This is a genomic window from Microbacterium sp. CFBP 13617 (assembly GCF_014839445.1).
Taxonomy (GTDB): Bacteria; Actinomycetota; Actinomycetes; order Actinomycetales; family Microbacteriaceae; genus Microbacterium.
Genome location: NZ_JACYNW010000001.1, coordinates 645,369 through 667,592 on the forward strand (window position 1 = coordinate 645,369; position 22,224 = coordinate 667,592).

General features: G+C 68.2%; 18 protein-coding genes and 1 tRNA gene. 14 read left to right on the forward strand and 5 right to left on the reverse strand.

Features of this window, described 5'->3' with window-relative positions; all coding sequences use genetic code 11:
* Positions 1 to 172: 172 nt before the first annotated feature.
* The 6 genes from IFU40_RS02885 (at position 173) to IFU40_RS02910 (ending at position 9,402) form a co-directional block, all read left to right on the forward strand.
* On the forward strand, positions 173 to 1,447 hold the full coding sequence (locus tag IFU40_RS02885) for an ABC transporter substrate-binding protein (protein WP_249404028.1): 1,275 nt from the start codon (positions 173 to 175) through the stop codon (positions 1,445 to 1,447).
* Between the two features lie 64 nt (positions 1,448 to 1,511).
* Complete coding sequence (locus IFU40_RS02890) at positions 1,512 to 2,396, forward strand: carbohydrate ABC transporter permease (RefSeq protein WP_191925301.1); 885 nt, start codon at positions 1,512 to 1,514, stop codon at positions 2,394 to 2,396.
* A 7-nt stretch (positions 2,397 to 2,403) separates the two neighbouring features.
* Entirely contained in the window at positions 2,404 to 3,312 is a 909-nt protein-coding gene (locus IFU40_RS02895; RefSeq protein WP_191925302.1) for a carbohydrate ABC transporter permease, read from the forward strand.
* Positions 3,309 to 5,921, forward strand: coding sequence for an alpha-L-rhamnosidase (locus tag IFU40_RS02900; RefSeq protein ID WP_191925303.1), 2,613 nt, complete (start codon positions 3,309 to 3,311; stop codon positions 5,919 to 5,921). Before IFU40_RS02895 ends, IFU40_RS02900 begins: the two co-directional genes overlap by 4 nt.
* 32 nt (positions 5,922 to 5,953) lie before the next feature.
* Entirely contained in the window at positions 5,954 to 7,003 is a 1,050-nt protein-coding gene (locus tag IFU40_RS02905; protein WP_191925304.1) for a family 43 glycosylhydrolase, read from the forward strand.
* Complete coding sequence (locus IFU40_RS02910) at positions 7,000 to 9,402, forward strand: glycoside hydrolase family 3 C-terminal domain-containing protein (RefSeq protein WP_191925305.1); 2,403 nt, start codon at positions 7,000 to 7,002, stop codon at positions 9,400 to 9,402. Before IFU40_RS02905 ends, IFU40_RS02910 begins: the two co-directional genes overlap by 4 nt.
* A 48-nt stretch (positions 9,403 to 9,450) precedes the next feature.
* On the opposite strand, the gene IFU40_RS02915 is transcribed toward IFU40_RS02910, so the two are convergent.
* On the reverse strand, positions 9,451 to 9,966 hold the full coding sequence (locus IFU40_RS02915) for a TetR/AcrR family transcriptional regulator (protein WP_191925306.1): 516 nt from the start codon (positions 9,964 to 9,966) through the stop codon (positions 9,451 to 9,453).
* A 124-nt stretch (positions 9,967 to 10,090) separates the two neighbouring features.
* Here IFU40_RS02915 and IFU40_RS02920 point away from each other — a divergent pair, with 124 nt between their 5' ends.
* Positions 10,091 to 11,230, forward strand: coding sequence for a zinc-binding alcohol dehydrogenase family protein (locus IFU40_RS02920; RefSeq protein ID WP_191925307.1), 1,140 nt, complete (start codon positions 10,091 to 10,093; stop codon positions 11,228 to 11,230).
* A 111-nt stretch (positions 11,231 to 11,341) separates the two neighbouring features.
* Here the strand turns inward: IFU40_RS02920 and IFU40_RS02925 are convergent.
* A tRNA-Gly gene (locus IFU40_RS02925) sits at positions 11,342 to 11,415 on the reverse strand.
* Between the two features lie 105 nt (positions 11,416 to 11,520).
* Here IFU40_RS02925 and dcd point away from each other — a divergent pair.
* Positions 11,521 to 12,126, forward strand: a complete 606-nt coding sequence (gene dcd / locus IFU40_RS02930) for a dCTP deaminase (protein ID WP_191925308.1) — start codon at positions 11,521 to 11,523, stop codon at positions 12,124 to 12,126.
* A gap of 60 nt (positions 12,127 to 12,186) precedes the next feature.
* Here the strand turns inward: dcd and IFU40_RS02935 are convergent, their stop codons facing one another.
* Complete coding sequence (locus IFU40_RS02935; protein ID WP_191925309.1) at positions 12,187 to 12,894, reverse strand: MarR family winged helix-turn-helix transcriptional regulator; 708 nt, start codon at positions 12,892 to 12,894, stop codon at positions 12,187 to 12,189.
* A 106-nt stretch (positions 12,895 to 13,000) separates the two neighbouring features.
* Between IFU40_RS02935 and IFU40_RS02940 the strand changes: the two genes are divergently transcribed.
* Positions 13,001 to 13,522 (forward strand): MarR family winged helix-turn-helix transcriptional regulator, encoded by a 522-nt coding sequence (locus IFU40_RS02940; protein WP_191925310.1) that lies wholly within the window; start codon positions 13,001 to 13,003, stop codon positions 13,520 to 13,522.
* 246 nt (positions 13,523 to 13,768) lie between these two features.
* Here the strand turns inward: IFU40_RS02940 and IFU40_RS02945 are convergent, their stop codons facing one another.
* Positions 13,769 to 15,142, reverse strand: coding sequence for an MFS transporter (locus IFU40_RS02945; RefSeq protein ID WP_191925311.1), 1,374 nt, complete (start codon positions 15,140 to 15,142; stop codon positions 13,769 to 13,771).
* 127 nt (positions 15,143 to 15,269) lie between these two features.
* Between IFU40_RS02945 and IFU40_RS02950 the strand changes: the two genes are divergently transcribed.
* The 5 genes from IFU40_RS02950 to IFU40_RS02970 all read left to right on the forward strand — a co-directional run bounded on the left by IFU40_RS02950 (position 15,270) and on the right by IFU40_RS02970 (position 21,532).
* Positions 15,270 to 17,045, forward strand: coding sequence for a DEAD/DEAH box helicase (locus tag IFU40_RS02950; protein WP_191925312.1), 1,776 nt, complete (start codon positions 15,270 to 15,272; stop codon positions 17,043 to 17,045).
* A 447-nt stretch (positions 17,046 to 17,492) separates the two neighbouring features.
* The gene (gene dnaK / locus IFU40_RS02955) at positions 17,493 to 19,367 is read left to right on the forward strand and encodes a molecular chaperone DnaK (RefSeq protein ID WP_055832706.1); all 1,875 of its coding nucleotides are present in this window, start codon (positions 17,493 to 17,495) and stop codon (positions 19,365 to 19,367) included.
* Positions 19,368 to 19,376: 9 nt separating this feature from the next.
* Positions 19,377 to 19,991 carry a nucleotide exchange factor GrpE gene (locus tag IFU40_RS02960; RefSeq protein ID WP_070409024.1) on the forward strand — a complete coding sequence of 205 codons (615 nt, stop codon included), beginning with the start codon at positions 19,377 to 19,379 and terminating at the stop codon, positions 19,989 to 19,991.
* 11 nt (positions 19,992 to 20,002) lie between these two features.
* On the forward strand, positions 20,003 to 20,998 hold the full coding sequence (locus tag IFU40_RS02965; protein ID WP_191925313.1) for a DnaJ C-terminal domain-containing protein: 996 nt from the start codon (positions 20,003 to 20,005) through the stop codon (positions 20,996 to 20,998).
* 96 nt (positions 20,999 to 21,094) lie between these two features.
* A complete protein-coding gene (locus tag IFU40_RS02970) occupies positions 21,095 to 21,532 on the forward strand; it encodes a heat shock protein transcriptional repressor HspR (protein ID WP_055832709.1) in 438 nt (145 codons plus the stop codon).
* A gap of 87 nt (positions 21,533 to 21,619) precedes the next feature.
* Here IFU40_RS02970 and IFU40_RS02975 read toward each other — a convergent pair whose 3' ends face one another.
* The gene (locus IFU40_RS02975) at positions 21,620 to 22,213 is read right to left on the reverse strand and encodes a hypothetical protein (protein WP_055934912.1); all 594 of its coding nucleotides are present in this window, start codon (positions 22,211 to 22,213) and stop codon (positions 21,620 to 21,622) included.
* Positions 22,214 to 22,224: the final 11 nt, after the last annotated feature.

Consider the following 22,224-nt stretch of genomic DNA (forward strand, 5'->3'; position numbering starts at 1 on the left):
TCTACGGGTGTGTCAACTCGACAATGAAGCGTTTCAGAAATGAAACCTCTTCACGTTGACACGCGCTCGTGCATCGCTTAGCTTTCGTTGGAGCGCTTCAAAAACGAGGCGACACGTTCAAGGAGGAATTGTGACCACAGCATCGACGCGCCTCCGGCGCATGCTGCCAGCGATGGCTTTGGTCGGCGCCAGCGCCGTCGCCCTCGCCGGTTGCTCGGGTACGGGCGGGGGAGGATCCGCGGCGTCCGAAGGGTTCTCATACCTCGGTCAGACCGAGAACACCACCATCGTCGGAACGCTCGAGACCCTCGCCGCGGGTGCGTGTTCGGACGCCAATGCTGCCGCTGCGCTCGCCACCGACAATGTCGCCGGCACGCAGTGGGACCAGCAGCTGCAGCTGCTCGCGAGCCAGGACGGGCTGTCGAGCATCTCGATGGCTGCGGGCACGCCGGCGCTGATGCAGCAGTTCATCGATGCGGGGCAGGTCGTCAACCTGTCTCAGGCCCTGGAGGATCAGGGCGTCGCGGATCGGATCCTGCCGGCGGCGGAGTCCACCATCAAGGCCCTCTACGGTGATGGCAACCTGTACTCCCTGCCCACCGAGTTCAACATCGAGGGGTTCTGGTACAACAAGCAGATCCTGGCGGACAACGACATCCAGCCTCCCCAGACCTGGGACGACCTGGTCGCCGCGGCCGCGAAGCTCGATGCTGCAGGAGTGCAGCCGTTCTCGGCTGACGGCAAGGACGGGTGGCCGATCACCCGCCTCGTGGGCGACTACATCTTCCGCGACCTCGGCCCCGATGCGCTGCAGAAAGTGGCCGACGGAGATGCCAAGCTGACCGACCCCGAGTACGTGGCGGCCGCCGACGCGGTCGCAGCGCTCGGCCAGGCCGGCTACTTCGGCGACGCCGTCGGTTCGGTCGACTACAACGCCGCGATCAACTCCTTCCTGACCGGGAAAGCCGCCATGTTCTACATGGGCAGCTGGGCACTGTCGAACTTCAACGACGAAGCGCAGAACCAGATCGGGGGCCCCGACAACATCGGCTTCGCTCAGTTCCCCGCGGTCTCCGGTGGCGCCGGCGACATCGACCAGATCCCGGCGAACGTCGGCGTCCCGGTGATGATGGCTCAGAACGGCTACGACGACAAGAAGGGCGCCTGGCTCAAGTGCATCGCCGAGAACTACGGCGACACCGTGCTGAAAGACAGCGGAGTGGTTTCCGGCTTCGTGGTGGACAACCCGCCGGCGGATCTGCCCTCGACGACGCAGGCCGTGCAGAAGACCATCAACGACGCCAGTGAGAGCGTGCTGTGGTTCGAAGCGCTGTTCACCTCGGAGGGTACGAGCGTCTCGCAGACCAACGGCGGCGGCCTGGCAACAGGAGCGATCAGCGGTCAGGACTTCATGAAGCTCGTCCAGTCTGCGAACGACAAGGGCTGAATCCCGAGAGGCGGGTGGCGCGCGCCACCCGCCTCTATCAACGCTTCACAGAAGAGAAACCGCCATGCACAAAGTCCTCGGAGACAAGCGCGCCATCCTGGTCCTTCTGGGGCCCGCGCTGCTCGTCTATTCCCTCATCATGCTCGTCCCCATCGTGTGGTCGTTGTTCTACACCGTGCAGGACGGCAACCCCGTCACCGGGTTCGAGTTCAACGGATTCGACAACTTCGCGACGTTCTTCCAGGACCCCTCGGCATGGGACGCGGTGCTCTTCACCCTGAAGTACGCCGTCGTCTTGACGGTGCTGCAGGTCACCTGCGGGTACTTCCTCTCGCTCATGTACGTTTTCTGGCTGCGGAAGGCCTCGGGCCTGATCCGCACCATCGTGTTCTTCCCCGTCGTGCTGCCCACCGTGGCCGTCGCCCTGCTCTTCCAGCGGCTCTTCGAGGCTGCGCCCACGACCGGACCGGTCAACACGCTCTTGAATGCGTTCGGTATGGAATCCGTCGACTGGTTCGGGACACCGGGTGCCGCATTCTGGATCATCATCCTCATGGACCTGTGGCGGTCCATGGGCTTCTACGCGGTGCTTCTGTACGCCGGCTTGGTCGACATTCCCGACGAGCTCATCGAGTCCGCACGCATCGACGGGGCGGCCGGCTGGAAGCTCATCCGCAGCATCGTTCTGCCGCTGTCGCTGCCCGTCCTGCTGTCCTCGATCATCTTCAGCATCAACGGAACGCTGAAAGTCTTCGACACCGTCGTCGCTCTCACCAACGGTGGCCCCGGTAATGCGACCACGCCTCTGACGCTGCTGATGTTCCGCACCTCGTTCACCTACGGGCAGTACGGGTACGGCAGCACGATCGCGCTGATGCTCACGATCCTGTGCCTTCTGTTCACCGTGTTCATCTTCCGCTCCACGCGGCGCGACATCACCAAGGAGTGACGAGATCATGACAACCACGACCTTGATCACGACGGGCAAACGAGTCCGAGCAGGCACCCCCGTTCCGCCCCGCCGCCCCAGGGGCGCAGCCGACTTCGCGCGACGCCTTCCCCTCCGTATCCTCATCGGCATCCTTCTCGTGGTCGAGATCTATCCGATGCTGTGGATGCTGTTGGGTTCCTTCAAATCGCAGGACGAATTTCTGAACGAGCCGTTCTGGGCGCTGCCTCGGTCCTTCGGATTCGACAACTACGTTGAGGTGTTCACGACGGGGAACTTCGGACAGTACGTCCTCAACAGCGTCCTCGCCGTCTTCCCCGCCCTGGTCATCATCCTGGTCCTCGGCGCCGCGGCCGGCTTCGCCCTCGAAGTGATGGTGTGGAAGGGACGCGGAACGGTTCTTCTCCTGTTCCTCGCCGGCATCATGGTGCCCGCTCAGATGATCCTTCTGCCGTTGTTCACGGTGTACTTCCGAACCGGACTCACCGGTTCGCTGTGGCCGCTCATCCTCACGTACATCGCCATCGGCCTGCCGCTGACCGTGTTCATGATGGCGACGTTCTTCCGTGCCGTGCCCCGCGAGATCTTCGAAGCATCGACGCTGGACGGAGCGAGCATCTTCCGCTCCTTCTGGTTGGTCGGACTTCCGCTGGTCAGGAACGGGCTCTTCACGGTCGGGCTGGTGCAGTTCTTCTTCCTTTGGAACGACCTTCTGATCGCGCTGACCTTCACCACGCGCAGCGATCTGCGCACGATCCAGGTGGGGCTTCTGAATTTCACGGGACAGTACGGTGCCGTGCAGTACGGACCCACCTTCGCGGCCATCGCGGTGAACGTTTTCGGCACGCTGCTCCTGTACCTCTTCTTGAACCAGCAGGTCATGAAGGGTCTGACGGCGGGATCGGTGAAGGGATGAGCGCCATCGACGAGATCTGGCTCGAGAACCGACGCGGTGCGCAGACGGTCGGCATCGCCGAAGCTGCCCCGCGCGTTTCCTGGCGCCATGGATACGCCGATCCGTCGGCCTTCGAGATGGCTTTCGAACGCTACGACGGAACGGTCGAGACATCGCAGTCCGCCTCTGCGACACTCGCTCGCTGGCCGTTCGCACCGCTCGCGCCCCGCGACGGGGGATGGCTTCGTATCCGCGAAGCGACCGCCCCGGAGTGGAGTGAGCCGCTGCAGGTCGAGGCGGGACTGGGTTCGGAGTGGGCCGCGAACTTCGTGTCGCCGTCGGCGAAGGCCGATGCTCGACTGCGGCCGGCGTACCTCATGCGTGCCTCGTTCGAGCTGCCCGTGCCGGCGGGGGAGATCGCCCGCGCGCGCATCTACGCGACCGCGCACGGCGTGTACGAACTCGAGGTCAACGGCGTCACCCCCTCGGACGACAGGTTGGCTCCGGGGTGGACGAGCTATCGTCACCGACTGCGGTATCAGACACACGACATCGGGTCGGCGTTGCGGGAAGGCGCCAACACGATCGGGGTGTGGCTTGCCGATGGATGGTATCGCGGGCACATCGGGTTCGACGGAGGCGTCTGGGACTTCTTCGGCGAGGACCTCAGCATCCTCCTGCAGGTGGAATTGACCACCCGCGATGGTGCCGTGCACCGTGTGGATCTCGAAGACGCCTGGCGTTGGCATCGGTCTGCGATCACCGAGGTCGGCCTGTACGAGGGCGAGACCTTCGACGCGAGGTCACACCCTGAGGGGTGGTCTTCACCGGAGTTCGACAGCACGGACTGGGCCTCGCCGACCGTCTTCACGCGTGAGCAGTTCAGCGCTGTCATCGAACCTCCGACCGGTCCGCCCGTGCGGGCGATCACGACGCTCGCTCCCGTCGACGTCGAGCATCTCCCCGATGGGCGCTGGCGGCTCGACTTCGGGCAGAACATCTCCGGGGTGCTCAGGATTCGCCCTCGTGGAGCCGCGGGTCAGGTCATCCGCCTCCATCACGCAGAGGTGCTCGAAGGCGAGGCGCTGGGTACGCGCCCTCTTCGCGGGGCCTTCTCGGTCGACACCTATGTCTGTCGCGGCGACGGGATCGAGGAATGGGAACCGAGGTTCACCATTCACGGGTTCCGCTACGCGGAGATCGAGAACTGGCCGGGGCGGCTCGACCGAGGCGATGTCGAGGCCGTCGTCACCCATACCGACATGGTGCGCACCGGGTGGTTCGCGTCCTCGCACCCCGGGCTCAATCAACTGCACTCCAACGTCGTGTGGAGTATGCGTGACAACTTCGTCGACCTCCCCACTGACTGCCCTCAACGCGACGAACGCATGGGGTGGACCGGTGACATCCAGGTGTTCGCGCCGACCGCGCTCTCCCTCTACGCGGCGCACGGCACCCTGACGGGGTGGTTGCAGGACCTCGCCGCCGAACAGTGGCCCGATGGACACGTGCCGCAGTTCGTGCCGTGGGTCGAATGCGGTTTCCCCAATTTCCCCACCGCAGCGTGGGGCGACGCCGCGGTCATCGTGCCCTGGAGCCTGTACGAGCACGACGGCGATGCGCGAGTCCTCGAACGGCAGTACCCGTCGATGCGGGCATGGGTCGAGTTGGTCCACACCCTGACGGGAGGCTCCGGCCTCTGGAACACGGGGTTCCAGCTCGGCGACTGGCTGGATCCTGCAGCACCACCGGAAAGCCCGGGAGACTCCCACACCGACCGGTACCTCGTGGCGACGGCGTACCACGTCAAGACCGCGCGCCTTCTCGCGCGCACGGCTCACGTGCTGGGCAAGAACTCCGATGCTCTCCGCTACGAGCAGATGGCAGCGCACGCCACCTCCGCGTTCCAAGCGGAGTACCTCTCCGCTTCAGGCCGAGTCGTGAGCGACACGCCGACGTCCATTGCGGTCGCTCTCGTCTTCGACCTGTTCCCGGACGCGGCATCCGCACAGCATGCCGGGGCGCGTCTGCTCGAACTCGTCGCGGCGAGTGGATATCGGATCACCACGGGCTTCGTGGGCACACCCATCATCTGCGATGCCCTCGTCGCGGCGGGCGACCCCGACGCGGCCTATGCGTTGCTCTTGCAGGAGGACCTCCCGTCCTGGTTGTACCCCGTCACTATGGGGGCCACCACCATCTGGGAGAGGTGGGACAGCATGCTCCCGGACGGCACCATCAACCCGGGCGATATGACCTCTTTCAACCACTACGCCCTGGGCGCCGTGGCGGACTTCCTGCATCGCCGCGTCGCCGGTCTCGCGGCCGACGGCGTGGGGTGGAAACACCTCAGGTTCGCCCCCCTGCCGGGCGGCGGGCTCACCTACGCCGAAGCGCGGCACGACAGCCCCGCGGGCGTAGCCGCTGCCAGGTGGACGCGATCCGACGACTCCCTCACCTTCACCGCCACCGTTCCGCCCGGCGCGACCGGCACCGTCCAGTTGCCCGGCGCTCCCGCGCACGAGATCGGACCAGGAGAGCACCGTTTCACCGTCGCCTTCCGCCCGGCGCACGAGGATCCGCCGGTGTCGGGCCGACAGCTCGTGGCACCGGACCGATCGAAATCTTGAACACTGCACCCTCGCCCTCTCGAAGGATCCATATGACTACCGAACCCCGCACCTCGATCACTCCCGGCCAACCGTGGAGGGATACCGAGGGCAACCGCATCCACGCCCACGGAGGATCCGTCCTCGACGTCGACGGCGTCTTCTACTGGTATGGCGAGAACAAGGAGCGCTCAGAGCCCGGGAGCGGCATCTGGCACTGGGGCGTCCGCTGTTACTCCTCCACGGACCTCTACAACTGGGAGGACCGGGGGCTCATCATCCCGCCGGACGAGGTGGACGAATCGTCGCCGCTTCACCCTTCCCAGTACCTCGACCGCCCGCACATCATCCACAATCGCGAGACCGGCAAGTTCGTCTGCTGGATCAAGGTGATGACGAAGGGGTCGCTGCAGCGGTCCACGGTCCTCGAAGCAGACACCATCCTGGGCCCCTACCGCATCGTGCAGTCCTGGCTGAAGCCGCTGGACATGTCCGCCGGCGATTTCGACCTGGTCGTCGATCCCCACGACGGGAAGGGGTACTACTACTTCGAGCGGGTGCACTCGGAGCTCATCTGCGCCGACCTGACGAGCGACTACACCAACGTCACCGGGTACTACAGCACGCACTTCCCGCAGCCGCAGCCGCCTTTCGTCCGTGAGGCCCCGGCGTACTTCGCGCGGGATCGCAAGCACTACGTGTTGACCTCGGGGACCACGGGCTACTACCCCAACCCATCGGAGTCCGCCGTCGCACCGAGCTACCACGGCCCCTTCACGGTCCTGGGCGATCTGCACCCCGACGATGCGTCCCGCACCTCGTTCCACTCGCAGATCTCGTCGGTGTTCCGGCATCCGGGCAAGAAAGATCTGTACATCGCGATCGCGGACCGGTGGCTCCCTCGCTACCTGGAACACGGCGAACGTGCGCACCAGGCCTTCGTCGAGCATTTTGCTCCGGGGCGCGACGGGGACGAACCCATGGAGGAATTCGCCGACGTGAACACCACCATCGCGGACTACGTGTGGCTCCCCATCCGCTTCGAAGGCGACCGTCCCCTCATCGACTGGCACGATGAGTGGCGCGTCGAGGACTACGAGTGACCGATCCCGCGCCCACCTCGCCGGGCGGTTTCCGCCGGACGGCCGTCGGTGGTACGCGAGCCGCGGCGGAGGGCATGCCCAGGTCGGAGCGGGAGGCGGTCGCCCTCGGGCTGTGGGAGGGGGCTCCCGGCGTCGTGCCCTTCGTCTACGTGGATGGTCCGAACGGTGTGCGCGGGGCGGATGGAGCGACCGCGTTCCCCTCGCCCCTCGCGGTTGCGGCGTCCTTCGACGTCGGACTCGCTGAGCGCTACGGCCGTGCTCTCGCGAGAGAGACGCGTGCAGCGGGAGCGAACGTGCTTCTCGGCCCCGTCCTCGACGTCGCGCGCGTCCCCCGCGACGGGCGCACGGGCGAGGGTCTCGGAGAGGATCCCGAACTCGTCGCTCAGATCGGTGGGGCGATCATCGACGGGATCCAGGCCGAGCGGGTGCTCCCGGTCGTCAAGCATCTGGTCGCCAACAACGCCGAGGTTCTTCGTACGGGCGAGAACATCGCGCCGGGCGACGGCACGGGACCGGGGGCGGCTCGAACCGACGCGGTGGATGTCATCGTGGACGAACGCACCCTTCGAGAGGTCTACCTGTGGCCGTTCGAGCGCGCCGTTCGCGCGCATCGGGTCGCCGGCTTGATGAGCTCGTACAACCGTGTGAATGGCGAATACCCCGCACAGAGCCCCGAGCTATGGCGGATGGTGCGAGAGGAGTGGGGTTTCGAGGGAGTCACGCTTCCCGACTTCCTTTTCGCCGTGCGCGACGACGAGGCGGCCCTCCGTGCCGGACTGGATCTGCCGGCGCTGGGCCCCGCGCATGGGCGCACCGCCGAAATGGTGGCCGCCCTCGCCGACGACGATCTGAACGAGCTGGTCTCCCACGTCGTGCGAGCGGCGCGGCTCGTGCGGTTGGAGCCGGCGGTCGGTGATCCGTCGGGCCTCGGAACCCCCCTGGCCCGCGACCTGGCGCGCGACATCGTCACCGCGGGGACGGTCCTCCTCGCCAACGATGGGACCCTGCCTCTCGCATCCGGGGTGCGCGTCGCGGTCGTCAGCCCCGACTCCCTGGACCATCTGCTCATCATCGGCGGTTCCGCTGCCGTCGAAGTGGACCACGGCCGCTCCCCGTCACTCACCGAGGCGCTCCGCGCGGTGGGCATCGACGCGCACCACGTCCGCACCGCGGCCGCGGACACGCCCGTGGCCTCGGAGGAGAACGCGGACGGCTTCGCTGAGATCACTGCCGTCGAGCGAGACAGCGAGACGGGCGTCGCGACGGTGAGGCAGCTGGACACGTTCGCCGTGAGAGCCGAGGACATGCGTTCGTCCACGTACTCCGCCGAGATCACCGGGTCTTTCACCGCCCGCCTGCGGGGCGAGTACCGCTTCACCCTCGACTTCGCCGGATCCGCGGAACTGTTCATCGACGGCGGCCTCGTCACCGCCGGCTCGCGCGAGGCTTCGCCCATGATCGGCGGACCCCACTACCCGCTGCATCATCTCGTGGACATGGACGCGGGCGAGACGGTGGCTGTCGACGTTCGTTACCGCACCGGAGCAGCCCTCTCGGCGCCGGGCACCCCGCTCGCTCCTTTCCTCTCTCTCGGCGTGCTCAAGACGGATGACCGGACCACGTTGATAGACGCGGTGGAGGATTCGGACGTGGTGATCGCTGTCGTCGGTCGAGCGTCCGGCGAGGCGATGGACGTCGAATCCCTGCGGTTGCCCGAGGATCAGGTGCGTGTTCTCGAGGCGCTCACCGCCTCGTCGCGGGTGGTGCTCGTGACGCTGGGGAGCGGCCCTCTCGTCCTCCCGCACCTTCCCTTCGCCGCGATTCTTCATGGGTGGCAGGCGGGAGAAGCGGGAACCGCCGGTCTTGCACGGCTCCTCGCGGGCGACGCTGAACCTCGAGGCCGACTGCCGCTGAGCTTTCCGGCATCCGAAGAGGACGTGGCTTTCGCTGCCGACGGGTACCCCGGTGTCGACGGACGCACCGTCTACTCGGAGGGCGTGAACGTCGGCTACCGCGGATACGAAGCGGGCGACCGTGCGTCGGCGTTCCCGTTCGGTTTCGGCCTGGGGTACGCGGCGATCCGCGTGACGTCGGTCGCGTACCGCGTCGACGGCGATGCGGTGACGGCGACAGCCCAGTTGCGCAACACGTCAGAGCGCGCCGGGGGGACTGTGGTGCAGCTCTACGGAGGCGAGCCCGACAGCACCGCCGCATTGCTCGGTTTCGTTCCTGTCGAGCTCGCGGGCAACGGCGACCGGTCGGTCACCGTGCGCGTCGCGCGCGAACAGGTGAAGCGCTGGTCACCCGAGGGATGGCAACGCGTCAGCGGTGACTTCCGCCTCTTCGCCGGATTGTCGAGTGCCGATCGCGCCTTCAGTGAAATCATCCGCCTGCCCTGACCGAGTCCGTCTCCTTCGCGCCGAGCCGGGTCGGAGGCGTACGCCCTGTCATGCGTTGAACCATTCCCGCATGTCGGTCCACACCGTCGTCAGCGCATCCTCGAGCGGGAGATCGGCGGAGCCTTGAAGCCATCGGTCCACCGCGAGGTCGAAACAGGTCACGGCGAGGGCTGCCCAGGCGTGCGCAGGCCCGGGGGCGATGCTCCGTTGGTTCAAGGATCCTTCGATGGCGCGCGCGAGGTAGTGACTGCGCAGAAGATCGCGCTCGTGCAGCGCCGGTTCGCTCTGGATGATGCTGCGTCGACGCGCGATCTGTTCTCGCCAGCCCTGGATGCCTCGGCATGCGGCGGCGAGACCTTCGCGCACGGTGGCCGCTGCGCCGCGTTCCTGCGGGATGGATGCCATGAAGTCGCTCACCGCCTGCGGGAACTCGCGATCCCGGAGGAACAGCACATCGCGTTTGTCGGCGAAGTGGCGGAAGAACGTCCGTGTGGTCAGCCCCGCCGCCTCGGCGATCTGGGGAACCGTGGTCCCCGCGTACCCCTGGTCGGCGAACAGGGTCATCGCCGCGGCTTCCATCCGCAAAGCAGCGTCCGGTGACCATCGAGGCATGGACCCATGATGACACGAACTGTCGTAAGATCGGTCACGATGACACGCAATGTCATCAGAATCGGAGAGCGGAAGAATGAGCGACAACTCGGCGGCGTGGATCGATTCTCCTTATGCAGACCTGACGGTCCGAGCTGCGCCGATGCCGAAGCCGGGGGTGGGGCAGCTGTTGCTCGAGGTGCGCGCGGTGGCGGTGAATCCGCTCGACGCGATCATCCAGTCCAACGGCACCGTCATGTACGGATGGTTGCGCTACCCGGTGGTCCTGGGGGAGGACGTCGCGGGCGTCGTCGTCGAAACCGGTGCCGGCGTGGACGACTTCGCCGTCGGAGACCGCGTCGTGGCGTACGCGATGGGCCTGGAGAAAGGACGGGACGCCGTCTCCGAGAGCGGTTTCCAGGCCTACGTCGCGGTCGACGCGAGCCTGGCCGCCGTCCTGCCGGCCGCCATCGCCTTCGAGGAGGCCGCCGTCCTGCCTCTGGCGATATCCACCGCGGCGGCCGGCCTGTTCGAGAAGGACCAACTGGGACTGGACTACTCCCGTCTCGGAAACTCGGCGCCTCGCGACGAGGTCGTCGTGATCTGGGGCGGCGCGACGGCGGTCGGAGGCAATGCGATCCAGCTCGCCCGAGCGGCCGGCTATCGGGTCGTCACGACAGCCTCGGCGAAGAACCACGAACAGATGAGGCGGCTGGGGGCGGAAGCCGTCTTCGACTACCACGACCCGGACGCTGCGAATCGGATCATCGATGAGGTCGGCGGCTCCGCGGTGGCGGGGATCCTCGCCGTGGCGACGGGGTCGGCCGAGCCCTGTCTGAGGATCGCGCGCGCAACCGGTGCCACGCAGATCGCGATGGCGAGCCCTCCCGTCTCGTTCTACGATCAACCGCGCCGTCGAGGCCTCTCCCTCGCTCGCATCCGCCTCTTCCTGAAGCTCGGAACGCGGACGGCTCTCCTCCAGGTGCGCAGTCGCCCCCGCGGTATCGGAGCTTCGTTCATCTGGGGAAGCGCCATCGCCACGTCTCCCGTGGGCCCGGCCGTCTGGGGTGGGTATCTCCCCGCCGCTCTCGCTTCGGGCAGCCACCATCTCTACCCCGAGGCCCACATCGCGGGACACGGCCTTCCGGCGATCCAGGGAGCCATCGACACCCTTCGCCTCGGCGTATCGGCGCGGAAACTCGTCGTCACCCTCGACCACGCACCGACGGGATCGTGATCGATCCACGAGGAGGCGTCGGAGCGCGGCGCGGGAACAGCGAGCGCCGGGCGAAAGGTCATCAGTCTGAAGCGACGCGGGAGAGTCCGGAACAGGTCCGGGAGTCACACATGGAGGGGCTGACGGGAATCGAACCCGCGCTATCTGCTTGGGAAGCAGAAGTTCTGCCATTGAACTACAGCCCCGTGCGCCTTGCGGCAGCCCGGCCAGCATAACAGCGTCCGGTCGTCGTGCTCCCCGTCGTCCGTCACAGACCCCCGCGAAAACGACCCTCGCCCTAGGCTGGGGCCGTGCTGCTCTCCGATCGCGACATCCGAGCCGAACTCGACGCGAACCGCCTCGGGCTCGACCCCTTCGACCCGGCCATGGTGCAGCCCTCGAGCGTCGACGTGCGCCTCGATCGCTACTTCCGGCTGTTCGACAACCACAAGTACCCCTTCATCGACCCCGCCGAGGAGCAGCCCGAGCTGACGCGTCTCATCGAGGTCGCTCCCGACGAGCCGTTCATCCTGCACCCGGGCGAGTTCGCTCTCGGATCGACCTTCGAGCGGGTCAGCCTTCCTGACGACGTCGCCGCGCGCCTCGAGGGCAAGTCGTCTCTCGGCCGCCTGGGGCTGCTGACGCACTCGACCGCGGGGTTCATCGACCCGGGCTTCTCGGGCCACGTGACGCTCGAGCTCTCGAATGTCGCCACCCTGCCGATCAAGCTCTGGCCGGGAATGAAGATCGGACAGGTCTGCTACTTCCGCCTGACCTCGCCCGCCGAGAACCCGTACGGCTCGGGCCCGTACGGCAACCGGTATCAGGGTCAGCGCGGGCCGACGGCTTCGCGCTCCGCGCTCAACTTCCACCGCACCGACGTCGGCTCGACCGAGGCCGGGTCCGTCGGGCGCTGACCCGACGACGAAGCGGCGAGGCTCCCTCGGGAGTCCTCGCCGCTTCGTGGTTTCGCGGGATCATTCGGATGCCGACGACTCGCGGCCGCGGCGGAACCCGGCGTCGAAGCCGCGCTCGAACGCGTGCTGCGCGGCTCGGTGACCACGGTGGTGGCTGTGGCCGTCCCGGCCGAAGCCTCGGCCGCCGTGGTCGCGCTCGTTGCCTGTGCACGGTCGATCCGCGGTGTGTCCGCGGTGACCGCCGTGCTCGGCCTCGTGATCGCCGTGGCCGGAACCCCGGCCGAAGCGTGCACCGAACCCGCGCGGGCCGGGGCCGAAACCGGGGCCGAAACCGCCGCGTCCCGGGCCGCGGAAGCCGCGCTCCGGTGACGCCTCGGTCGCGTCGACTCCCAGCGCGTCCGAGAGGGCGTCGAGAGCCGTCGTCAGGCGCTCCAGCTGCTCGGCCGGCACGTCGGCCAGCAGGGCCGCGCGGTCGGCATCCACCCGGTCGAGGATCTCGCGACCCCCGTCGGTCAGTCGCCAGCCGTCGTCGCCGCGCTCGATCCAGCCGCGCTCGGCGAGAGCGTCGACGCGCTTGCCGCCGCGGGCGAGACGGTCGCGCACCCAGGGGGCGTCGATCCGTCCGTCGATGGCGCTGAGGATCATCACGGTCTTGGGGTGCAGCTCGCTGTCGCGCAGCTGCGTGAAGAGGCGGTGGTGCAGCGCGTGACCGACCGTCGTGAGGCGGTGGGCGAGGCTGCGGGCATCAGGTGATGTGGAGGTGTTCATGGGGTGTCCTTTCGGGGCGGTCCATCCGCCGATACATGTCATGTGACAACAGATGTACTGTGACATGTATCTCTGATGCTTGTCAAGCGACATGTAAAATTCCCGCATGGCCACTGACCCCGCCGACGAGATCGCCGCCGCCCTCGGGCGTTTGCGCGGACGCCGCCCGCGCCCGCCCTTCGGCACGGAGGGCCACCATCACCCGCACGTTCACGGCGAACGCGGGGGATTCGGCGGGCCCTGGGGGCGCGGAACCCCGCCCTGGGCCGACCCCGCACAGGGGCGCTTCGGCGGACCCGCACGCCTGCGCCTGCTCGACGCTCTGATCGCGGCATCCGGATCGCTGTCGGTGAGCGAGATCGCCGAGGCGGTGGGCGTCGACCAGCCCCGCGCCTCGCGTCTGGTTCAGCAGGCGGCGCAGATGGGTCTGGTCGCGCGCGAGCCCGACCCCGACGACGCCCGCCGCACGCGCGTGCGCCTCACGCCCGAGGGCGAGGGGATGGTCTCGGGTTTCCGCGGTCGACGACGGGATGCCGTGCGCTCCGCGCTGGAGTCGTTCACCGACGACGAGCGCGTCGAGTTCGCCCGCCTGCTCGGCAAGTTCGCCGACGCCTGGCCGCGCGACTGAGCTCGCTCTGTCTCGAATCGCCGAGGCGAGGTCTCGACGCGTGCGAAACTCCTGAGATCTCCGAGTCGACCGCAGAGTTCGCGCCGGATCGACGCGGGTGCGCGCGGCGCGCGGGTGCGTTTCTCAGGAGTTCGGCCCGCGAGGAGCCCGGATCGAGCGCCCGGCCCGCGAGCGGCCCCGGCCCGAGCACTCGGCGCCCGGGGCTGGCCGCGCGGGGAGCCCCGGCCGGAGCGCCCCCGGCCCGCCTCAGCGGATGACGGCCGGCCGCGCCTTCACCGGAACCATCAGCACCAGCCCGACCGCCAGGATCAGCACGATGCCCACGATGCCGAGGCGGGTGTCGCTGGTGATCCCGACGAACAGAGCGAACAGACCGGGGGCGAGGAACGACACCGCCCGGCCCGTCGTGGCGTACAGGCCGAAGATCTCACCCTCGCGACCCTCCGGAGCCACCCGGGCGAGGAACGACCGGCTGGCCGACTGCACGGGTCCGACGAACAGGCCGAGTCCGAGGCCCGCCACCCAGAACGCCGGCACCGACGTGCCGATGAAGAGGATGACGCTGCCCAGGACGATCAGGCCGATCAGCGAGACGACGATCACGCGCTTCGGTCCGAAGCGGTCGTCGAGGCGCCCCGAGAAGAACGTGCTGATACCGGCCACCACGTTCGCCGCGACCGCGAAGTAGAGCACCTCCGTCGAGCTGAAGCCGAACACCTGCGCGGCGATGATCGCGCCGAAGGTGAACACGCCGGCGAGGCCGTCGCGGAACACCGCGCTGGCGACCAGGAAGAGCAGCACCTGCCGGCTGTCGCGCCACAGCGAGCGCAGCGTGCCCCACAGCACCACGTACGAGCGGAAGAAGCCGACGCGCACCCGGCGCTGCTGCGGCGGGATCTCGGGAACGCGCAGCAGAACGGGAACGGCGAACACGCCGAACCAGACAGCGGATGCCAGGACCGCGAGGCGGATGTTCAGCCCGCCCTCCTTGGGCACGGCGAGAAGCCCCCCGGCGTCGGGTGCGCCGAAGCTCTGGATGAACAGCACCAGCAGCAGGAGCAGCAGCACGATGCCGCCCACGTACCCCATGCCCCAGCCGAAGCCCGAGACGCGGCCGATGTTCTCGCGCGTGGAGACCTGCGTGAGCATCGCGTAGTAGTTGACGCTGGCGAACTCGAAGAAGACGTTGCCGACCGCGATGAGGGTGGCGCCGAGCACGAGGAACTCGGGTGTGCCCTCGACGAAGACCATCGCGGCCATCGACAGCACGATCAGGCCGGTGTTGATGCCGAGCCAGAGCTTGCGGCGCCCCGTACCGTCGGAGCGCTGGCCCAGCACGGGGGCGACGAGCGCCACGACGATGCCGGCGATCATCAGCGCCACGCCGACCAGGCTCGCATTGTCGGCGAGCGCGCGAACGAGGGCGGGGTCGTCGTCGTTGCCGTTCGCCGCAGCCACCACGGCGGGATCGACGAACAGCGAACTCGCCAGGTAGGTGCTGAACACGAACGTGGTCACGACCGCGTTGAAGGCGGCGGATCCCCAGTCCCACAGGGCCCAGGCGAGCACCGGCCGACGGAGGGTGCTGACGGGGGCGGAGGCGGGCTCGGGAGGGGTCATATGGGTCACGCTAGGCCCCTCCGGTGAACGCCCGGTACCCCCGAGGCGACGCCGCGCCACCCTTGGCGCGCTCATTCAGGCTACCGCCGAGCCCGCACGGCGGCGCGGAGCCGACTACCGTGGAGTCATGGCATCCGAAAACCCCGTCGACTCCGCTGAGGCGGAGACCACCCCCGCCCCGCTCACCTTCTCCGACCTGGGTCTGGATGCCAACGTGCTCAAAGCCCTCAAGGACGTTGGGTATGAGACCCCGTCGGCCATCCAGGCCGCGACCATCCCCGTGCTCCTGCAGGGTCGCGACGTCGTCGGTCTCGCGCAGACCGGTACCGGCAAGACCGCGGCTTTCGCGCTGCCGGTGCTGTCGCAGATGGAGACCGGCCACAAGAACCCGCAGGCCCTCGTGCTCGCCCCCACCCGTGAGCTCGCGCTCCAGGTGTGCGAGGCGTTCGAGAAGTACGCCGCCCACATCAAGGGCGTCTCGGTGCTCCCCGTCTACGGCGGTCAGGGCTACGGCCAGCAGCTGTCGGCGCTGCGCCGCGGCGTCGACATCGTCGTGGGCACCCCGGGTCGCATCATGGATCACCTCGACAAGGGCACCCTCGACCTGAGCGAGCTGAAGTACCTCGTGCTCGACGAGGCCGACGAGATGCTCAAGATGGGCTTCGCCGAAGACGTCGAGACGATCCTCGCCGACACCCCCAAGACGAAGCAGGTCGCGCTGTTCTCGGCCACCATGCCGGCGCAGATCCGCCGCATCTCGGCTCAGTACCTGAACGACCCCGAAGAGATCACGGTCAAGACCAAGACCGCGACCTCGACGAACATCAGCCAGCGGTACCTGATCGTGTCGTACCAGCAGAAGATCGACGCCCTCACGCGCATCCTCGAGGTCGAGAACTTCGAGGGCATGATCGTCTTCACCCGCACGAAGAACGAGACCGAGACGGTCGCCGAGAAGCTGCGTGCCCGCGGGTACACCGCCGCCGCCATCAACGGCGACGTCGCCCAGGTGCAGCGCGAGCGCACGGTCAACCAGCTGAAGTCCGGCAAGCTCGACATCCTCGTCGCCACCGACGTCGCCGCGCGCGGTCTCGACGTGGATCGCATCAGCCACGTGGTCAACTACGACCTGCCGATCGACACCGAGTCGTACGTGCACCGCATCGGCCGCACCGGTCGCGCCGGCCGCACGGGCGACGCGATCAGCTTCGTCACCCCGCGCGAGCGCCGCATGCTCACCGCGATCGAGAAGGCCACGCGCCAGCCGCTGACCGAGATGTCGCTGCCGAGCGTCGACGACGTCAACGCCACGCGCCTCACCCGTTTCGACGACGCGATCACCACCGCCCTCGAGGACACCGCCGCCATCGCGACGTTCCGCGACGTCGTGGCCCACTACGTCGAGCACCACGACGTGCCCGAGGCCGACGTGGCCGCAGCGCTCGCCGTGGTCGCCCAGGGCGACACCCCGCTGCTGCTCGAGGCCGAGGCCTTCCGCCAGCAGCGCTTCGACAGCGAGCGTCCCGCGCGCGACGGCGCTTCCCGCGACGGGGGTTCGCGTGACGGTGGATCGCGCGACAGCGGTCCGCGCCGCGACACCTCGGGGCGCTTCTCGACTTACCGCATCGCGGTCGGTCGTCGCCAGCGGGTCGAGCCGCGTCAGATCGTCGGCGCCCTCGCGAACGAGGGTGGGCTGCGTCGCAACGACTTCGGTGCGATCCAGATCCGTCAGGACTTCTCGCTCGTCGAGCTGCCCGCCGACCTGTCGAGCGACACGATCGGCCGCCTCGCCGACACCCGCATCTCGGGCCAGCTGATCGACCTGCGCCTCGACGGTGGCGGACGCTCCGCCAAGCGCAGCGACCGCCCGCAGCGCCGTGAGAGCGACCGCGATCGCGACTGACCCCGCGGCATCCGTTCGACGCCCCCGCTGACCCTCGGGTCGTGGGGGCGTCGTGCGTGCAGCGGTTCGCAGGCGCGGCCGCCGCCCGGTGTCGTCCTCACGCCGCGTGCGTGCTGTGGCGCGGGGCATGTCCCACTTCGTGCTGCCTGGGCCCTTCGGGGCTGCACATTTCGGGACACGGTTTGCGCTGCGCGAGACGCTGGGCACGCTGTGGGGCGGGGCATGTCCCACTTCGTGCTGCCTAGACCCCTCGCTGCTGCACATTTCGGGACATGGCCGGCGGCGCGCGACACACGGCATCCAGAAGTTGAGCCAATTCATATCAACTCGGCTTGACCTCGATGCAGGGCCCCGATAACCTTGAGTCATCGGGGCTCAACCCCCGCAGAGACTTTCATCACACCCCGAGTCGTGGCATCCGTCCGACTCACAAGCAAGGAGACACATATGCCCCGTGCAGTGGGAATCGACCTCGGTACGACCAACTCCGTCGTGAGCGTGCTCGAGGGTGGCGAGCCCAAGGTCATCGCCAACGCCGAGGGTTTCCGCACGACCCCCTCGGTCGTCGCCTTCACGAAGGACGGCGAGGTGCTCGTCGGTGAGACCGCCAAGCGCCAGGCCGTCACGAACGTCGACCGCACCATCTCCAGCGTCAAGCGCCACATGGGCACGACCTGGTCGTTCGACGTCGACGGCAAGAAGTGGACGCCGCAGGAGATCTCGGCCCGCATCCTGCAGAAGCTGAAGCGCGACGCCGAGGAGTACCTGGGCGACACCGTGACCGACGCGGTCATCACGGTCCCCGCGTACTTCAACGACGCCGAGCGCCAGGCCACCAAGGAGGCCGGTGAGATCTCGGGCCTCAACGTGCTGCGCATCATCAACGAGCCCACCGCCGCGGCTCTCGCGTACGGCCTCGACAAGGGCAAAGAAGACGAGCTCATCCTCGTGTTCGACCTCGGTGGCGGAACGTTCGACGTCTCGCTGCTCGAAGTGGGCAAGGACGACGACTTCTCCACCATCCAGGTGCGCTCCACCTCGGGTGACAACCGCCTCGGTGGCGACGACTGGGACCAGCGGGTCGTCGACTACCTCATCAAGCAGTTCAAGGACACGACCGGTGTCGACGTCTCGGGCGACAAGATCGCCCTGCAGCGTCTGAAGGAAGCGGCCGAGCAGGCCAAGAAGGAGCTGTCGAGCTCGACCTCGACCTCCATCAACCTGCCCTACCTGTCGCTCACCGACTCGGGCCCCGTCTCGCTCAGCGAGACCCTCACGCGCGCCAAGTTCGAGGACCTCACCAAGGACCTCCTCGACCGCACGCGCAAGCCCTTCTCCGACGTCATCCGCGAGGCCGGCGTCAAGGTGGAGGACATCGCGCACGTGGTGCTCGTGGGCGGCTCGACCCGCATGCCCGCGGTCGCCGAGCTCGTGAAGAAGGAGACCGGCAAGGACGCCAACAAGGGCGTCAACCCCGACGAGGTCGTGGCCGTGGGCGCAGCCCTGCAGGCCGGTGTCCTCAAGGGTGAGCGCAAGGACGTGCTGCTCATCGACGTCACCCCCCTGAGCCTCGGTATCGAGACCAAGGGCGGCATCATGACCAAGCTCATCGAGCGCAACACGGCCATCCCGACCAAGCGCAGCGAGACCTTCACCACCGCCGACGACAACCAGCCGTCGGTCGCGATCCAGGTCTTCCAGGGCGAGCGCGAGTTCACCCGCGACAACAAGCCGCTCGGCACGTTCGAGCTCACCGGCATCGCCCCGGCTCCCCGTGGCATCCCGCAGGTGGAGGTCACCTTCGACATCGACGCGAACGGCATCGTCCACGTCTCGGCGAAGGACAAGGGCACCGGCAAGGAGCAGTCGATGACGATCACGGGTGGCTCGTCGCTGCCCAAGGAAGACATCGAGCGCATGGTGCGCGAGGCCGAAGAGAACGCGGCCGACGACAAGAAGCGCCGCGAGTCCGCCGAGACCCGCAACCAGGCCGAGACCCTGTCGTACTCGATCGAGAAGCTGATCAAAGAGAACGAAGACAAGCTCCCCGCCGAGGTCAAGACCGAGGTCCAGGGCGATGTCGACGCGCTCAAGACGGCACTCGCCGGCGATGACGACGACGCGGTCAAGACCGCGTTCGACAAGCTGAACGCCAGCCAGGGCAAGCTCGGCGAGGCCATCTACGCCTCGTCGCAGGCCGCGGGCGAGCCCGCCGACCCGAACGTCGGCCAGCCCGGCAACGGTGAGACGCCGAACCCCGAGGAAGACGTCATCGACGCCGAGGTCGTCGACGACGAGCCGACCGACGAGACGAAGAAGTAAGCAGAGACCATGGCACACAAGGACGACGAACAGCCCACGGGCTCGGGCGCCGGTCCTGACGAGACGGGGCCGGAGGAGAACACCTCCGGCCCCGCGCCGTCGGGCGAGCAGTCCGAGACGACCGACGCGGATGCCGAGGGCCTGACCATCGACGACATCCTCGGCGCCGAGCAGACGCCCGAGGCCGCGGCAGAGGGGGCTTCCTCCGACAAGGAGGCCTCGCTGCTGATCGACCTCAAGAGGCTGCAGGCCGAGTACGCCAACTACCGCCGGCGCACCGAAGACCAGCGCGAGCGCGAGATCGAGCGGGCCAAGGGCGAAGCCGTGAAGGGCCTGCTGCCCGTCATGGACGACCTCGACCGCGCGGTCAAGCACGGCGACCTCGTCGAGGGCACGCCCTTCGCCGCCATCGGCGACAAGGTGCGGGCCGTGGCCGAGCGCCTCGGCGTGGTGTCGTACGGCGCCGTCGGCGACGTCTTCGACCCGCAGCAGCACGAGGCCATCTTCCAGGCGCCCACCCCCGGCGTGACCGAGACGACGATCCTCGAGGTCGTCGAGGTGGGTTACCGCCTCGGCTCGATCGAGCTGCGACCGGCCAAGGTCGTCGTCGCCGTGCCGGCCTAAGAGGAGGACAGATGGCGAGTCAGGACTGGTTCGACAAGGACTTCTACAAGGTCCTCGGCGTCGACAAGAGCGTCAGCGCGGCCGATCTGAAGAAGACCTACCGCAAGCTCGCGCGCCAGTACCACCCCGACTCGAACCCGGGTGACGCGAAGGCCGAGGCCAAGTTCAAAGAGATCAGCGAGGCCTACTCGGTGCTCAACGATCCGGAGCAGCGCGAGGAGTACGACCAGATCCGGGCCATGGGCTCGGGGGCGCGCTTCTCGGCACCGGGTACCGGCGGCGGCGGCGGTTTCGACGACGTCTTCAGCCGGTTCGGTCAACCGCGCAGTGGCGGCGCCGGGGCTCCTCCGGGGGGCTTCGACGACTTCTTCTCGATGTTCGACCAGCAGGGCGGCGCCGGTTTCGGTTCCGGCCGGTTCGGTCAGACCTCGGGCGGATACCGCGGTTACGGCGGACCGCAGCGCGGATCCGACGTCACGGCGCGCACGACGATCGACTTCATCACGGCGGCCAAGGGCGAGACGATCACCCTGCAGGGCGAAGACAACGTGCCGTTCAAGGTGAAGATCCCGGCCGGGGTGTCGGACGGGCAGAAGATCCGCCTGCGCGGCCGCGGACGCAAGTCGCCCGACGGCGGCGAGAGCGGCGACATCGTCGTGACCGTCGCGGTGCGTCCGCACCCGGTGTTCACGCGCGACGGCCTCCACCTGCGGGTCACGGTGCCGGTCACCTTCACCGAGGCGGCTCTGGGCGCCACGATCGAGGTCCCGACACTCGGGGGGGAGCCGGTGCGACTGCGCGTCGCCCCCGGTACCCCGTCGGGACGGGTGCTGCGCGTCAAGGGGCGCGGTATCGAGTCGACCAAGGGCGTCGGCGACCTGCTCGCCGAGGTTCAGGTCGCGGTTCCCACGCACCTCGACGATGCGGCCCGTGAAGCCCTCGAGCGTTTCCACGAGCTCGAACCGAAAGAGAACCCGCGCGCCGACCTGATGGCCAAGGCGCGCTGACGCATCCCACGCGCGTCGTCGCGGTTCTCGGCATTCGATACGTCAGGATGCCGAGAACCCGGCACCCGCAGCCGGCACGACGAAAGAGGTGAAGACGTGTCCGAGAGAGAGATCGACGAAGACGCCCCGATCTTCGCCATCGCCGCCGCCGCCGAGCTGTCGAACATGCACCCGCAGACGCTGCGGCAGTACGACCGGCTCGGCCTCGTCGTGCCCGCGCGCACCCAGGGCGGGTCGCGTCGCTACTCGAGCCGCCACGTGCAGCAGTTGCGCGAGGTCGCCCGCCTGTCGGGGGAGGGCATGAGCCTTCCCGCGATCGCGCGCCTCCTCGCCCTCGAGGAGCGCGTGCACGATCTCGCCCGCCGAGTGAACGACCTCGAGCGGCAGCTCACGATCGAGCGGCAGTCCCGCCCCGGTGCGCGCGTCTTCGCCGCCGGCGCGACCGGCTCGGTCGTGACGCTCCGCCACGGCTCGCGCGTGCGTCGCGCGACCGACATCGTGCTCTGGCGCCCGCGCGACATCCACGACGACTGACATCCCGTCGCTGCACCGAGGTCCTGAGCGCGTCGAAGGGTCTGTGCGCACGGTGCCCCGACGGCTCGGCCGGAGCGGCGCAGCGGCTCAGGCCGGATCGATCCGCAGCACCGTCGGCGTCTCTCCGACCGAGAGGTCGTCGACGACGCGGAGCGTGCGTGCGATGTCGTCGACCGCGCCGATGACGGTGCCGAACCGCTCGCGGTCGGCGCACACCGCCGTCACCGTGACGAAGTGCGAGCCCGTGTCCCACGTGTAGGTCGCGAAGGGGGGAGTCTTCGGATCGGCCGGCAGCGGCATCGCGAGCTTCTCGCCGACGCCGAGATGCGGATTGCGGAACGACTCGGTGTCGTCGTACTCCATCGGCATCATCGCGCGCGCGGTGCGCAGCTGCGCGGTGGCCTCTTGCAGCTGTGCCATCACGACGAGCAGTTCGGGCGCGCTCTTCCACACCCACACCAGAACGCGGCCACCGGCGCGACGCATGAGCAGCGGAGCGGCTTGACTCAGCATCCAGGCGAAGGCGCCGCCGCCGGGGCGGGGGGCGGTGCCGGTCGTGCGGGCGGCCTGCCCGAGCAGCATGCCGATGGCGGCCTTGCGGTGTCGTCGGCCGCGCAGGCCCAGCGAACCGGTCACGGGCACCCAGAGGTCGGCGGCGGCGTCGGCCTGCAGTCGAGACATGGCTCCACCCT